Raw genomic sequence first — 15,710 nt, 5'->3', positions numbered from 1 at the left:
CTAGTGAGTTAAAAAATAACTCCATGCGGTCACAGTAATGACACTTAATGATGTAGAAAATACTACTGTCGTAGCGCTTATACCTTCTTGCACCTTATGTTTAGCAGAGAGAATAAAGGCATTAACACCTGTAGGACTGGCGGTTAGCAAAACAACAATTAACGTTGCTTGTGATGGAAGCTTAAACAGATAGGTCGCTAAAAGATAAACAACACCGGGTAACATAATTAGCTTGATAACACTCAATACAAAAGCCTCAGACCGATTACCTTTGATCGGCAAGTAATTCATCGCTGCACCTAACCCAAACAATGCTAGTGGAATTGCAGAGATCGATATCATATCTAATGGCTGTAACAGTAGATTGGGAAGCTTCACACCTGATAGGTTAAATAACAGACCCGCAGAAATACTCATTACAATTGGATTTTTTAGGCTCTTTATGATGTTTTTAAGCGTAAGGGAGTTGATATAAAGTTCGGTAATAATAAATAACATCGCACTATGAAAAGCAATTAAGACAAAAGCCTGTCCCGCTATTTTTTCTCCAAGTAAACCTATCAGAACTGGAATTGATATTAATACTGTATTTGAATAGGTACCAGTGAGAGACGATACCGACGCGTTGGCGTTACTGCGTCGAGCCACCTTTTTTAAAATAGTAAATAAACCAAAAAAGGTGATCAAAATGCCTAAATACATAGCCGCAAACCAAGTCCATGATAAGCCAGATGATAAATCGGTTTGAGACGTGCTTTTGAATAAAAACAGCGGTATCAAAAACGTAAAGCATAGTGACGACAATGAATCTATTTGGTGTTTTGAAAGCCAATTAAAGCGAGCCAATAAAAAGCCCAAAAAACAAATGATGGCCAATGGCAATATGATCGAAAAAGTTATCACTTAAAATATCCAATATTCGATAACTAAACCGATAAATATAATTAAACCAACATAATGATTGTCTAAAAACGCTTTAAAACATTTTGCTTTATCTCTAGTTCTACAATCCCATAATTGCATCACAAACATAGTTGCACTTGCTGCAATTGCTACAGTCATTGGCCAATGCCAACTTAGGTAGGCATGCAACTGAACAAATAACCAAAGAGTTGTTAATTGTAAAAGACCTATTATAAGTAAATCATTTTTTCCAAATGCAATTGCCGTCGACTTTACGCCTATTTTTAAGTCATCGTCTTTATCAACCATTGCATAAAAAGTATCGTAGGCAATCGTCCAAGTTAAATTTGCAAAATAAAGTACCCACATCTCAATGGGAAGATCAGCTTGAACCGCCATAAATGCCATTGGAATCGCCCAACTAAAAGCAGCACCTAAAACGACTTGAGGAAAGTGGGTGTAGCGCTTCATAAATGGATAAATAGACGCTAAAAGTAAACCTCCGATAGACAAAATAACAACATAAATGTCTAGAGTTAATACTAAGAAAAATGCACTAACGATAAGTACAAAAAATAACTGAAGCGCTTCTGTTGGTGTGACTTTGCCTGATGGAATCGGCCGTTGTGATGTTCGAGAAACGTGGCCATCAAACTTTCGGTCAGCATAGTCATTAATAACACAACCGGCAGAGCGCATTAAGACTACACCTAAGACAAATACTAGAGTGTAATGCCAGTTTGGAACGCCGAAAGATGCTATCCACAAAGCCCATAAAGTTGGCCATAACAATAAATAGATACCAATTGGTTTGTCCATTCTCATTAATTGTAGATAGGAACTGAAATTGTCGAATGATAACTGCCAGCGCAATGCTTTAGTCCTCTAAATTAATGATTAATGCAGGTAAAAAACACTCGTTCACAAGTAATGGTTTATCATTTAGATGAAAGATTGATCGGCGTATAAAACAGGGTTCTATAATTGGTTGATTTAGGTGTTGTTCAATATATGAGCCCAGAGGTGAAGCCTTTTCTACTAGAGATATTTCAATTTTGCCACGTGTAGCATGATGGCTTTGAAACAAAATCTGCCCTAATGACTGATTCCCAAGTTCGGCAAGTCTTGCTTCTGTTCCTATAATTGTAGACTCAGGCATGACGGTTTGTGCATATATAAGAGGTGTATCACCCTGTTTTAATACAACCTCTCTAATCAGAGCAACATTGTCCGACGTGTTTAATATTTTTTTTGTAGTGATACTAAGAGATTTATAACATTGATTTATAACTTCTACCGAGAAAGACACACCGAGCTCTTTAACTTTTACAGTTAACGAACTTTCAGCACAGACCCAATGCTGTATTCCTTTTTGCAGGGCCAAAAGCTCATTGTCTTCGGCGGTTTGCCAATTTTCCGGTAATTCAATAGGAAACAAAATAATCATCTCATTTAGATACGAAAGCGTATGGTAGCAAAAATTATCTTAACTTCTCAAAATAAAAGCTGGTAGAACCTATATAATTCACTAAAATTAGCGCTAACTGATAAAAACAAAGGGTGAACGTTTTGTTACGTATTTTGATCGCAATAATTATATTGACCAGCTCATTCGGTTCGCAGGCAGCGGATGAAAAACCAAATGTTGGTTACTATGGTTTTGAGCCAGATATCATTACAAACTATGTAAGTAATAAAAGACGAATCGGATTTGTAAGAATTACGGCAGAATTAATGATTGAAGACGTACAAAATGTACCGGTTGTTGAACATCATGCGCCGTTACTGCGGGATGCCATTATAGATATATTGATTCGTCAGCCAGAACAAAAAGTTAAATCTATGACTGGCAGAGAAGAAATAAGAATGTTGATTTTAGAAAAACTAAAAGAGCTGATGGAAAAGGAAACCGGTCATCCAGTAATTAAAGACTTAATCTTTACTAAGTATCTATATAGCTAAGGTGTCGTAGTTAACTACGCGAAAGTTTTATAATCAAATAATAAGGGAGCTTGACTCCCTTTTTTATTTTAACTTTTTAACGAGTAGTAAGCCCAACATCACCCCAGCGAGTAAACCACCTAAGTGAGCCCAATTTGCCATTGGTATAGGTAATACGTCAATAAAGCCAATAGCCATCCAAACTAACAAAAAGATAAAAAGGTTATTAGGCAGATAGAGTTTTGTTGACTTATGGACAGCGCCGCAAGTCCATACAAAACCAGCAAGGGCATAATTGACACCCGACAAGCCAGCAAATTGATCACTGACCAAATAAGCCTGCAAGACATTTGATACTAACGCTGAAATAATAAAAACTTGAATGAGAGTGATATAACCGAGAGTTTTCTCTACTTTTCCACCTAAGTACCACCACCATGCTAAGTTGAACAAAAGGTGTACAGCGCTTAAGTGCATAATAGCTGGCGTGATTAATCGATATGGTTCAGACAAGGTCCAGTTAAACTTAAGTGCAAAAAATACTTCTCGATACCAGCCTAAATATGACACGACAAAAATGACAATACATAAAGCTGTGATTGCACGAGTTAACAAACCAACACTTGACCATATAGTAAATAACCCCAAACTTTGACTAGAGGTTGAGACTACAGGCTCTGCAAGTTGCCAAGATGCGTTTAAAAAATCTTCGTGGTGTGGATCGGCAATAAATCGTTCAAATGCCAGCTCGACATTTTTAAAGTCACTGTCAGAAGTGTAAATAGAATAACTAATCAGGCCACTGTCGTGCGCTTCTTCTACACGAAAAGTTAAACCATTTACTTTGAGATAATCACAAAAAGCTAAACATGCTCTTTGTGATCCCAATTGCCCAATAAAATTCATTGGCTAATTATCAGAGCTAACAAATGGAAAGTTCTGGCGCCACATTTCAAATCCACCATCTACGCTATACACATCTTCAAACCCCTGTTCCACTAAATACTGTGCTGCGCCTTGCGAGCTATTGCCGTGATAACAGAAGACTAAAACCGTTTGTTCATAGTCGTTGTTCTGAGCGAAAGTATTTAACGTACCATTTGTAAGGTGAAATGCGTTTTCAACATGCGCAGCGGAAAATGACTGCTCGTCTCTGATATCAGCTATCACAACTTGGTTATTGCTGATCATTTGATGTGCGTCGGTAATACTAATTCGCTTAAAAGTAGACATAAAAATTCCTGAAATACCTTAATTTATTTATCATAATACTTACTTCTTACGCCGATTATAGGTTTGTTATGCTCCCAATAAAAATTAATTCGCTAGAAATACTCGAAAAAGTCTGCCACGACTTCATGTTGGAACAAGTTGTTCATGACACTGCGCACGATATTAATCATATAAAGCGAGTTGTAAAAAATGCGACCATTATCGCTGAAGCTGAGAAAGCTGACTTATGGGTTGTGAAAGCAGCCGCTTGGTTACATGATTGTGTCACCTTCGCAAAAGATGATCCTAGAAATAGTACTTCGAGTCATTTGGCTGCTAAAAAGGCCGTTGAGTTCTTATCAATAAACGGCTTTCCTGAGCATAAGCTGGAATCAGTGTTTCACGCTGTTGAAGCTCATAGTTATAGTGCAAATATACCGACTAGAACGTTAGAAGCTGAGGTTGTGCAAGATGCAGATCGACTAGATGGCCTGGGCGCAGTTGGAATCGCTCGTTGTTTTGCCGTATCGGGCAAGTTGGGAAGTAAAATCTATCATTGGGATGATCCATTTTGCGAAACAAGAACACCAAATAGTAAAACTTCAGCCGTTGATCACTTTTACGAAAAGCTATTTAAAACAGCGGATTCAATGAAAACTAATCATGGAAAGCTATTGGCAAAACACCGAGTTGAGTTCATGGAAGTTTACTTAAACCAACTAGGTTTAGAAATTGATTAAACACGAGCGTTTGGTTAAAAATTAATCTATAGTGCAATTAGTATAATAAAAAAAACATATGGACTATGAACAAGTCATGGCAACAAACGGGTTACCAACTTAAGTGCTGGTGGCCTATATTTGAAAATAAATATCTAGAAAACAAATACAATACGGAACGTTTTGCTATAAATGCAGTTGCGATTGCTCGTGGTATATTTGTTTTATCGCTGTTTTTTGCCTTTTTTTTAATATCTGATCGATTCGTTGAGTTTTTAGCGCCTGAGGTAATGCTAATAAACATGTTTATTAAACTGTTTGTTGGTATTGCGGGTTTGATTTGTTATATGACAATTACTCGAAATTTAAAAGCGAGTGTTGTTCATAAAACTGTAAATGTTTTTTTAGGTTTATTCCTCACCGCTTTATTTATCACCTTTTATATATACAGCAAATGGATGGCAGCTCCTGCAACACTCTTTGAGTTGGCAATATGTTGTTCATTTTTAACAATATTAGTTTATATTTTTGTACCATTAAATTTAGTTCAACAATGTGTCACCGCGTTAGCTCTCATTCTACTTTATACTTTAGCAGCCATCTTTTTGTTCTCAACTGAAGACTCTCGTTTAGGCTTTGCAACAACGTTTATGTTCCTATCAAACACAATCGGTTTATCAATGTCTTACACAATAAACAAAAACTTCAGAATTGCATGGTCTGTAGAGCAGGAAAAAGAACGTGATAATCAATTATTAAAGACAGAAATTCAGCAACGAAAAAAATTAGAAGAGCAATTAAAACGGTTGGCTATGACAGATGCGTTAACGGGTATTGATAACCGTCGTAGCTTCATGGAGCATTTGAGTAGAGAAAAAAAACGTTCAGACCGACAATTCACATCGTTAAGTATAATTACTTTTGATATTGATTTATTTAAACATATTAATGATCAGTTTGGTCATGAGGTTGGCGATAAAGTATTAATGGATGTGGCATCTGTAATACAAGATAGACTTAGGGAAACGGATATTTTTGGCCGAATAGGAGGCGAAGAATTTGCAATCCTTATGCCTGACTCAACAAAAAAAGAAGCACTACAATTAGCTAACTCCCTTCGAGTTGCTCTTATGCAACACGCTATTGTCCATGAGAAAAAAGCAATAAAAGTAACAGCCAGCTTTGGTATTGCTCAATACCAAACAAATGAACCAGTGGATATTTTGCTGCGTAGAGCTGATAAGGCAATGTATGATGCAAAAAGCTCTGGACGAAATTGTGTAAGTGATAAGTCCGATGATTAAACTTTTATAGAGTAGGAATAGATTTGGCTTTAAAATTTTACCGTAACTTTTCATCCCCCATTCGAGCTCTCAGTTTTGATTTAGACGACACTCTTTATTATAACGAAGAGGTTATACACATAGCCGAGCAAAAGCAGTTCGAATTCTTGTGTAGTAAAATTCCAGATATCAAATCAGCGGGAATTGCTCCTTGGTTATTGCTAAAACACCAGTCACTTTCGCAAGATCCTAGTTTAAAGCATGATGTGACGTTGTGGAGAAAAGCTTCAATAGAATTAGGTTTAGCGCCATATAAGATAAATGATTTAGATAAAAGTAAACTAATAAAACAAGCCTTCGATGTGTTTTACCAAGCACGTTCCAATTTTCAAATAGAAGACAAGACATTTAAGGTGCTCGACGCATTAAAAAGTAAATATCCTCTGGTTGCAGTGACGAATGGGAATGCCGATATTAATAAACTTGGGTTAGCCGATTACTTTGTTGGCTACTACCGTGCTGGTGCAAACGGCAATAAAATGAAACCGCACCCCGACATGCTCAATATGGCGGCCAACCACTTAGATATAAAACTGAGTTCAATTTTACACATCGGTGACAATATAAAATCAGACTTAAAGTCGGCACAAAACGCCAAAACGAATAGTTTTTGGTATAACCCTGCAAAGGAACCCATGTCGGTTGGTGCTTCTTTACCTAATGCTGAATATTCAGACTTGGATGATTTACTACAACTGCTATAATCAAAACCTGTTTTTATATCCAGTTTAAGGCCTCAGTACATAATGGACGTTTTTATTCCTAATCAGGAACCAGATCATCACGGTTTAGCCGCGCTCAAACTTAATGAATTAAATGAACGTCAACACGAAGCTGTAACTGCTCCTCCGCAGAATATGCTGGTATTGGCAGGTGCAGGATCGGGAAAAACCAAAGTTCTAATTAGCCGGATTGGTTATTTAATCAGGGCACACCATGTATCCCCTTATTCAATTATGGCGGTAACCTTTACCAATAAAGCTGCTACAGAAATGCGTCATCGTTTAGAGTCAGTAATGGGGCATGGTACGGTTGGTTCTCAGTTTAGTAACCATGGTATGTGGATCGGAACGTTTCACGGTCTTGCCCATAGGTTTTTAAGAACTCATTTCAGAGAAGCAAAACTTCCAGAAAGCTTTCAAGTAATCGACTCTGACGACCAGCATAGGTTGATTCGTCGTTTATTAAAAAGCCTTAATCTTGACGAAAAACGTTATCCGGCCAAACAGATCATGTGGTACATCAATGGTAAAAAAGACGAGGGACTAAGGCCAAAGCATATCGATACCTTTGATCCAACTGAACAAGTAATGTTGAAAGTTTATGAAGCTTATCAGCAAGCTTGTGACCGAGCTGGCCTCGTAGACTTTGCTGAAATACTTTTACGTAGCCATGAAGTTTTAGCAACACATGCTGATGTCCTTAGCCACTACAGAAAACGCTTCCGTCATGTGTTGGTGGATGAGTTTCAAGATACCAATAGCATTCAATATGCATGGATTCAATTGATATCAGGCGGACACCCTGGCGGCGTGGCAGATGGCGAAGATCAATCCTATGTCATGATTGTTGGCGATGATGATCAGTCTATTTATGGCTGGCGTGGAGCAAGAGTCGAGAATATACACAACTTCCAAAAAGACTTTGCTGATGTGGAGACGATCCGCTTAGAACAAAACTATCGCTCAACGGCCAATATTCTCAAAGCAGCAAATGCGGTGATTTCAAACAACAGTGATCGTTTAGGTAAAGACTTATGGACAGAAGATAAAGAAGGCGATCCAATTGCCGTATACTCATCGTTCAACGAGTTAGAAGAGTCTCGTTTTGTAGTTGGAAATATTCAAAAGTGGCAAGAAGATGGAGGCAGTCTTTCTGACACCGCCATTTTATATCGCAACAACGCTCAATCTCGAGTACTTGAAGAAGCATTATTACGAGCAGGTTTAAAATATAAGATTTATGGCGGTCTTCGATTCTTCGAACGTCAAGAAATTAAAGATGCACTGGCCTATTTAAGAATATTAGCAAATCGTGATGATGACGCTGCGTTTGAGCGAGTAATAAACACACCCGCTCGCGGTATTGGTGATAAAACACTGCAAACTATTAGAGATGCAGCGCGAAGCCAAAGCATTACAATGTGGCAAGCAAGTGGTCGATTAATTAACGAGAATAGATTGTCACCTCGGGCTTCTGGAGCATTAAAAAAGTTTATCGAGCTGGTGGAAACGTTAGAAACAGACGTATCAGAACTACCGTTGCACGAACAAGCGGATCAGGCAATACAGGCGTCAGGTCTTAAGGCTATGTATCAAGCAGAAAAAGGTGAGAAAGGCCAAACTCGAGTAGAAAACTTAGAAGAACTTGTGACGGCATGTAAGCAGTATGAGCCGGACGAGAACATGGAAGAAATGCCAATACTTTCTGCATTTTTATCTCATGCCTCTTTAGAGTCTGGTGAGTCGCAAGCTGACGACTATGAAGAAGCCGTACAGTTGATGACGTTACACAGTGCTAAAGGTTTGGAGTTTCCACTAGTTTTCATGGTGGGTGTTGAAGAAGGCATGTTCCCTAGTCAACAAAGCGCAGATGCACCTGAGCGATTGGAAGAAGAACGAAGACTGGCATATGTCGGTATGACACGAGCACGCCAGCGCCTATTTATTACTTATGCTGAAGTGCGTCGGATGTACGGACAAGAGCATCATCATCGTCCGTCTCGCTTTATTTCGGAAATACCGGAAGAGTGTCTTTATCACGTAAAATTGACGACATCGGTTAGCCAACCAGCGTATCGAAGCAGTAGCTCTAGCTATGGCAGCTCCACTGGTTATGGCTCCGGTTCTGGATACTCTCCAAAACCTAAAGCGGCAACGAGTCATATTAAATTTACAGGAACTGGCTTTTCGCTAGGACAGCGTGTTGTGCATGCAAAGTTTGGTGAAGGCACAGTATTAAATTGTGAGGGTGATGGAGAGCACGCACGAATACAAGTTAATTTTGATCAGTTTGGTGCAAAATGGTTGGTTACCACTTACGCGAAATTAACAGCGATATAAATGACTCAGTTTGTAGATTACATTACGCATTTGCACAGTGAATTGACCCAGCAGAAACAACGCGGGTTAGTTCGCTTGTGTGGTTCTCAAGCGCAGTGTTATCAACAACTTAATGCGTTATTAGCATTATCTAAAGTCAATTCCGAAAAAAACACGCCAAATAACTTTCTAAACAAAAGTGAACATAAAGAGTCATTGCCAACTATTGACCAGTTAGATGTGGTTGCATTTATAGAACCTGGCTTAATTAAAGATCGGTCTGTACAACGAAAAAACGAGTGGCGACTTAAGAAGTTCCGAAAATATCTAGGCCAAGAGTGTGATATTTTAATTTATGACGCGTACCAAGGGTTTAATGCTGATGCATTTGCCGCTTTATCAGGCATTGTTCGGCAAGGTGGTGTTTTGGTCCTGATAACACCATCAGATGAAAAATGGCTAACGTTAGATGATCCGGAACAACATCGATTTCTTGCAGAGCGTTATCAACCTAAAGATTTAACGAATAACTTTGTTTTGCATCTACTGTCTGTACTTCAAAAAAACCTCAACAACGGGGTCTATGTTTATAATCTTACAAACCCATCGGAGTCGTTGGCCGAAGTAAGCCCAACAAAAAAAACGTCTTCGAGTATTTTGTCAAAAGCAAAACATTCAACAAACCCCCATTTAGAAAAGAATGACGTATCTACCGACTCAAAGTATGTCACTGCAGATCAAAGATATATCGCCGGTAAGATTCACGAGTTATTAGGTGGTTTGCAGAGTAGATACCCAGTAGCTGATCAGCCATTCGGCCAGAGATTGTTAATTAGTGCTGATCGAGGCCGAGGAAAGTCTTCCGTGGTTGGTTTAAGCACAGCGGATTGGGTGAACCATAACGTAGCCGCTAATACTGACTTCAATATTGTTGTTACCTCATCTAGCAAAGAGTCGACATCAATACTGATCGAGCACTTTGAGAGTGTAATTGCGAACCCTAAGCATAGTGCAGTCTTTTATTCACCCGATCATATTATTGAACGAGCGAGTCAACAGATTGATGATATAGACTTACTGATTATTGATGAGGCCGCTAGCATTCCAGTTTCAGTGGTGCAACAACTAGTAAATAAAGTACCTAAAGTAATTTTGGCAACGACTATTCACGGATATGAAGGAACAGGCCGAGGGCTAGAGTACAAATTGAAACCTTGGTTAGTTAAACATTCATGTTCCTTTCAGCACCTAACAATGAAGCAACCTATTCGTTGGACTGAATCAGATAATTTAGAGCGAATAATTAATACCAGCCTATGTTTTTGTGTGGATATAGATGCTACGAACAAGAGAATTCAGGAGATACCCCTTCTGGATATAGTTTTAGACACTTTAACGTTAAAACGTGAAGTGCCTTTGGATTTAGTGAAAAGCGGTCAAGTAGCCAAGCTATTTGGTTTATTAACCGAAGCACACTATCAAACAACGCCAAATGACTTGCGGTCGATGTTAGATAATCCAAGTATGCAAATATTTTCACTTTATCAAGGGGATCAGTTAGCTGCTACAGCCCTAATATCCTTAGAGGGTGGCTTTGATGCAGATAATAACAAGGAATTAATGGGGGCTATTTGGCAAGGTATTAGACGACCAAGAGGTCATTTAGCGCCCCAATCATTAATCGCACATTGTGGCTTTAAAAATGCCGGTTATTTTAATTATGCAAGAATTGTTAGGATTGCAGTGTCCCCGCATTGGCAGTCAAAGGGTGTTGGAACCGTATTTTTAAACAAGCTCGAATGTCATTTTAAGCAACATGGGAACATCGACTTTTTGAGCACTAGTTTTGGATACGATGCAAAAGTAATAAGCTTTTGGCAAAAAAGTAAATTTATGACAGTGCGTTTAGGCTTAAAGCCAGATGCGAGTACAGGTTTGGTGAGTGTATTAATGCTTAAAGCGTTGCAAAAATCGACCTCTTGCTGGGCCAAGCGCTGGAGCGCCCGATTTGATGAAACCTTAAAAATGGAAGTAGATGTTGGCTGGCGAGAACTGTCTTATCGCCAAAAGCTGTCACCACAAGGGGAGCATCGTCAAAGCGACTCAGATTACCTAACTTGGTCAACACAACAAAATCACGCAGATTTACAATGTTTATCGCAGTTTTACCGCTCACCTGACTCCTGTTTATTAGCTATTCGTAAAATTACAGAATCGTCCGATGCAGAAATACCGGCCTTAATTGAAGATAAGTTTATTACAGGCGTTTCAAACAAGGTTTTAATTAAATCTTATAACTTCTCTGGGGAAAAAGAGTTAGTCAGCGCTATTAGAGCGCAGTCCTCTATTCTTTTAAATCGAATAATCGAATAAAGCTAAAGGAACAACGCTGATACTTGGAATAACTTTTCTACTTCATGAATATGTTTTTTGTTTATAAGAAATAGAATTACGTGATCTTCACTTTCTATGACTGTATCGTCATGAGCGATGATCACCTCTGCATTTCTTACAATCGCGCCTATGGTTGTCTGAGGTGGAAGTTTTAGTTCTTGGATCGAACGACCGACTACTTTTGAGGTGTTTTTATCACCGTGAGCAATCGCTTCAATTGCCTCTGCTGCGCCACGTCTAAGTGAATATACATTAACCACGTCACCCTTTCGAACATGAGTTAATAACGCCGATATAGTGGCTTGTTGTGGAGATATGGCAATATCAACATCTCGACCTTGAACCAAATCAACGTATGCACTTCGTTGAATAAGAACCATGGTCTTTTGTACGCCCATTTTTTTGGCCAACATGGCGGACATGATATTAGCTTCGTCATCATTCGTGACGGCAATAAACACGTCGGTTTGTTCTATCTGTTCTTCCGCGAGTAACTCTTGATCAGACGCATCGCCTGTAAATACGGTTGTATGCTCTAATAATTGCGATAAGCGTTCAGCTCTTTCTTGATTAACCTCAATCAATTTTACTCGATAGCGTTTTTCTAATATTTTTGCCAGACCTGCGCCAATATTACCACCGCCTACAATCATTATCCGTTTATAGCTATCTTCAAGCTTTTGTAGCTCTTCCATAACTTGGCGAATATGCTTTGTCGCAACAATAAAAAAGACCTCATCATCCGCTTCAATCACGGTATTACCGACCGGCTTAATCGCTTGGCCTTTTCGATATATTGCAGCAACGCGCGTTTCAACATTTGGCATATGTTCTTTCAACGTTGAGAGGGCGTAACCAACTAATAAACCACCGTAATAAGCTTTGACTGCAACTAATGAAACTAAACCGTTTGCAAACTCTAGGACTTGTAATGCCCCCGGCGACTCAATTAAGCGATGGATATATTTGGTAACAAGCTCTTCTGGGGCGATATATTTATCAACAGGCAGGTCACTATTTTGAAACAGTTGTTCTTGATAAAGAAGGTATTCTTGAGATCGGATACGAGCGATTTTTTTTGGTGTATTAAAAATACTATATGCAACTTGGCAGGCCATCATATTTACTTCATCACTGCGAGTAACAGCAATTAGCATATCAGCATGCTCAGCCCCAGCTTGCCTTAATACATCGGGATGAGAGCAGTGACCAACTACCACTTGTAAGTCATATTTATCTTGCAGGGCGTGAAGTGGCTCTGCGTCAATATCTACCATAGTGATGTCATTTTCTTCACCAGCTAGATTTTCCGCTAGTGTGGCACCAACCTGGCCTGCTCCTAAGATAATTATCTTCATAGTATTGGGCTTGCTAACCTATCAATTTTATTGTTGTTTTTGTATGCGACAGTAATAGAATCCATCCATACTATGCTCACTCGGTAAAATTTGCCAGCCTGGATTTTTTCCCGACTCAAGCGTGTTAAGTGGTGTATCAATTGGGATAAGTTTAGCATCAGCATGGCTTGACAAAAATGCAGTCATTAAATCTCTATTTTCACTCGGCAAAATAGAACATGTTGCGTAAACCAAAGTACCGCCGGGCTTCAATCGAGCCCATAACGTTTTAAGGATGTCTTTTTGAACGTGAGCTAAGTTATCAATGTCTTCTGAACGCCTGAGCCACTTTATGTCTGGGTGACGTCTTATAACACCAGTTGCTGAACAAGGTGCATCCAGTAATATCCGATCGTAAAGCGTATCAGGTAACGTAGCTGGAATCGTCAAATCACCACATACTAGCGTTGCTTGCTCTGATAATCGCGTTAAGTTTTCTGTCACTCTATCTAGTCGAGTTTGATCAATATCTGCGGCAGTTACTTGGCAATTCGCTAAATCTAAAATATGACATGTTTTACCGCCAGGTGCAGCACAGGCATCTAATATAACGTCGTTATCCTGAGGCGCTAAAATATGAGCGGCATGTTGAGCAGCACCATCTTGCACAGTAAACCAACCTTGTTCAAAACCTGGGAGCTTATCGACAGGCTTTGGGGAAGCCAACAAAATGGCATTCTTATCAGCTAATGGTTGAGAGTATTCAATTTTCGCTTCATCTAACGCATCGCAAAATTGTGCCGTTGATACGTTGTTAGTATGAACCCTTAACCACATTGGAGCGCGCTCTAAATTGGCATTTAGGATATCTTGCCAATTTTCAGGATAGGCTTCTTGAACTCGCTTTATGAACCAACTTGGGTGGCTAAAGTCGGTTACTGGATTTGATATTTTGGCAAAAAGTGCATCTCTATTTCGCATAAAGTTGCGCAAACAAGCATTGATTAGCCCTTTTAATCCCTGAGCTTTAAGGCTAACCGCAGCTTGCACTGTTTCAGCAACTGCAGCATGTTGCGGGATGCGCATTTCTTCAAGCTGATAAATACCAACAATTATCAAGTGATGAAATACGCGTTGTTTGCCTTTTAACTTTTTGGTAAGTAATTGATTGGTAATAGCATCATATTTTGGAAAAAAGCGAATAGCGCCAAAACACATTTCTTGCAGTAGAGCGTGATCTTTGGCTGCTATTTTTAATTGAGCCTTGGGTAAAGCTTCGGATAACGAAGTTCCTTTATCCATAACAGCGAGTAGCGTTTCTGCGGCAGCGGCTCTTACATTATTGGTTTTCATTTGAGCACTATTCCAGGTGTAACCCACTCACCACGGCCGTTAACAAAGTCAGTAGCTGTCATGGCTTTTTTACCAGGTGGTTGAAGTTGAAGAAGATTAACTATTCCCTTTCCTGTGGCGACTTTTATACCGTTTTTGTCGGCGGACAAAATAGTCCCTGCAGGCTCATGTGATAAATCATCAAGCACTTCAGCTTGCCATACTTTCACTGTATTACCGCTCAATTGCACGGTAGCCATCGGCCAAGGTTGATAACCTCTTATGTTCCGCTCAATTTGTTCGGCTGACTCGTTCCAGTCTATAACCGCTTCTTCTTTAGTTAATTTGTGTGCGTAGGTGGCATCATCGTTATTTTGTTGTGTAGGAGCGATATCGCCACTCTCAATTTTATAAACAGCAGACACCAGCGCTTTAGGACCTAGTTGCTGTAACTTTTCATAGACACTGCCACTTGTGTCAGAATCAGAAATGTCACACTTTTCAATAAATAGCATGTCTCCAGTATCAAGGCCAACGTCCATTTGCATAATGGTTACACCCGTTTCTTTATCGCCTGCTAATACTGCTCTTTGTATAGGAGCGGCGCCTCGCCATTTTGGCAAAATAGAGCCGTGCACGTTAATACAGCCAAGTCTAGGTATATCAAGGACTACTTTTGGCAATATAAGACCGTAGGCGACAACGATCATTAAGTCTGCGTTTAGCGAACCAAGTTCACGTTGCGCATCTTCATCTTTCAATGATACGGGTTGATAAACTGGAATATCATGTGCAAGCGCAACTTGCTTCACTGCGCTAGGTTGCAACTTTTTACCACGACCAGCTGGACGATCTGGCTGAGTGTAGCAAGCAACAATATCGAATTTCTCAGAAATAAGATGTGAAAGATGTTCTGCCGCGAACTCTGGAGTACCAGCAAAGATTATTCTTAATGGCGTTGAGGACATATAATACCTAGGCTTCTTGAGCTGCTAATTTAGCTTCTTTTGCTAACTTTTTCTTAATGCGTTCGCGTTTAAGAGGAGATAAGTAATCAACAAAAAGAACACCATTTAAGTGGTCAGTTTCGTGTTGGATACAAATAGCTAATAAACCCTCAGCTTCGTATTCAAAAGGATTGCCATCGCGGTCTAATGCTTTAACTGTGACTTTTTCAGCACGATCAACTTTTGCATAACAATGAGGAACAGACAAACAGCCTTCTTCATTAATCATGCTGCCATCTTTGGCAATGATTTCTGGGTTAATAAATACTAGTGGTTCTTCTCTGTCTTCTGAGCAGTCAGCGACAAATAGACGAACGTGCTGATCAACCTGAGAGGCTGCAAGTCCTACTCCGTTTTCGTCATACATGGTTTCAAACATGTCGTCGATAAGTGTTTTTATAGTGTCATCAACCACTTCAATAGGTTTTGCGACCGTGCGTAATCGCTCATCAGGGAAACGTAATACGTTTAATATTGCCAT

At 39.4% G+C, this 15,710-nt stretch carries 15 protein-coding genes; 6 read left to right on the top strand and 9 right to left on the bottom strand.

From position 1 onward, the window contains the following. Genes ACZ1GV_RS13140 through ACZ1GV_RS13130 form a run of 3 tightly spaced genes read right to left on the bottom strand, consistent with a single transcriptional unit; the run spans position 1 to position 2,341 of the window. A complete protein-coding gene (locus ACZ1GV_RS13140) occupies positions 1–903 on the bottom strand; it encodes an AEC family transporter (protein WP_472674555.1) in 903 nt (300 codons plus the stop codon). Then, positions 904–1,776 carry a 4-hydroxybenzoate octaprenyltransferase gene (gene ubiA / locus ACZ1GV_RS13135; RefSeq protein WP_472674554.1) on the bottom strand — a complete coding sequence of 291 codons (873 nt, stop codon included), beginning with the start codon at positions 1,774–1,776 and terminating at the stop codon, positions 904–906. Between the two features lie 4 nt (positions 1,777–1,780). After that, a complete protein-coding gene (locus ACZ1GV_RS13130) occupies positions 1,781–2,341 on the bottom strand; it encodes a chorismate--pyruvate lyase family protein (RefSeq protein WP_472674553.1) in 561 nt (186 codons plus the stop codon). A 122-nt stretch (positions 2,342–2,463) separates the two neighbouring features. On the opposite strand from ACZ1GV_RS13130, the gene ACZ1GV_RS13125 reads away from it, so the two are divergent. Continuing rightward, positions 2,464–2,865 carry a flagellar basal body-associated protein FliL gene (locus tag ACZ1GV_RS13125; protein WP_210560761.1) on the top strand — a complete coding sequence of 134 codons (402 nt, stop codon included), beginning with the start codon at positions 2,464–2,466 and terminating at the stop codon, positions 2,863–2,865. Positions 2,866–2,928: 63 nt separating this feature from the next. Here the strand turns inward: ACZ1GV_RS13125 and glpG are convergent, their stop codons facing one another. Continuing rightward, positions 2,929–3,750: a rhomboid family intramembrane serine protease GlpG gene (gene glpG / locus ACZ1GV_RS13120; RefSeq protein ID WP_472674552.1), complete on the bottom strand. Its 822-nt coding sequence runs from the start codon at positions 3,748–3,750 to the stop codon at positions 2,929–2,931. 3 nt (positions 3,751–3,753) lie between these two features. Beyond that, on the bottom strand, positions 3,754–4,077 hold the full coding sequence (gene glpE / locus ACZ1GV_RS13115) for a thiosulfate sulfurtransferase GlpE (protein WP_472674551.1): 324 nt from the start codon (positions 4,075–4,077) through the stop codon (positions 3,754–3,756). 68 nt (positions 4,078–4,145) lie between these two features. Between glpE and ACZ1GV_RS13110 the strand changes: the two genes are divergently transcribed. The 5 genes from ACZ1GV_RS13110 to ACZ1GV_RS13090 all read left to right on the top strand — a co-directional run bounded on the left by ACZ1GV_RS13110 (position 4,146) and on the right by ACZ1GV_RS13090 (position 11,532). Further along, on the top strand, positions 4,146–4,796 hold the full coding sequence (locus ACZ1GV_RS13110) for an HD domain-containing protein (RefSeq protein WP_472674550.1): 651 nt from the start codon (positions 4,146–4,148) through the stop codon (positions 4,794–4,796). Between the two features lie 65 nt (positions 4,797–4,861). Continuing rightward, the gene (locus ACZ1GV_RS13105) at positions 4,862–6,079 is read left to right on the top strand and encodes a GGDEF domain-containing protein (protein WP_472674549.1); all 1,218 of its coding nucleotides are present in this window, start codon (positions 4,862–4,864) and stop codon (positions 6,077–6,079) included. Positions 6,080–6,102: 23 nt separating this feature from the next. After that, positions 6,103–6,822, top strand: coding sequence for an HAD-IA family hydrolase (locus ACZ1GV_RS13100; protein ID WP_472674548.1), 720 nt, complete (start codon positions 6,103–6,105; stop codon positions 6,820–6,822). Positions 6,823–6,864: 42 nt separating this feature from the next. Next, positions 6,865–9,180 carry a DNA helicase II gene (gene uvrD / locus ACZ1GV_RS13095; protein ID WP_472674547.1) on the top strand — a complete coding sequence of 772 codons (2,316 nt, stop codon included), beginning with the start codon at positions 6,865–6,867 and terminating at the stop codon, positions 9,178–9,180. Next, on the top strand, positions 9,181–11,532 hold the full coding sequence (locus tag ACZ1GV_RS13090) for a GNAT family N-acetyltransferase (RefSeq protein ID WP_472674546.1): 2,352 nt from the start codon (positions 9,181–9,183) through the stop codon (positions 11,530–11,532). Between the two features lie 2 nt (positions 11,533–11,534). On the opposite strand, the gene trkA is transcribed toward ACZ1GV_RS13090, so the two are convergent. From trkA to def, 4 genes are read right to left on the bottom strand one after another with little or no spacing between them, the layout of a single operon-like run. Beyond that, positions 11,535–12,911, bottom strand: a complete 1,377-nt coding sequence (gene trkA, locus ACZ1GV_RS13085) for a Trk system potassium transporter TrkA (RefSeq protein ID WP_210560768.1) — start codon at positions 12,909–12,911, stop codon at positions 11,535–11,537. A gap of 27 nt (positions 12,912–12,938) precedes the next feature. Further along, on the bottom strand, positions 12,939–14,243 hold the full coding sequence (gene rsmB / locus ACZ1GV_RS13080; RefSeq protein WP_472674545.1) for a 16S rRNA (cytosine(967)-C(5))-methyltransferase RsmB: 1,305 nt from the start codon (positions 14,241–14,243) through the stop codon (positions 12,939–12,941). Next, positions 14,240–15,190 carry a methionyl-tRNA formyltransferase gene (gene fmt / locus ACZ1GV_RS13075; protein WP_472674544.1) on the bottom strand — a complete coding sequence of 317 codons (951 nt, stop codon included), beginning with the start codon at positions 15,188–15,190 and terminating at the stop codon, positions 14,240–14,242. Before fmt ends, rsmB begins: the two co-directional genes overlap by 4 nt. Before the next feature lie 7 nt (positions 15,191–15,197). Next, positions 15,198–15,710 carry a peptide deformylase gene (gene def / locus ACZ1GV_RS13070; protein WP_210560771.1) on the bottom strand — a complete coding sequence of 171 codons (513 nt, stop codon included), beginning with the start codon at positions 15,708–15,710 and terminating at the stop codon, positions 15,198–15,200.

This window comes from Psychrosphaera sp. HA2-10 (assembly GCF_055693745.1).
Note: the sequence above shows the minus strand (reverse complement) of the source record. Positions and strands in the feature narration are given on the sequence as shown.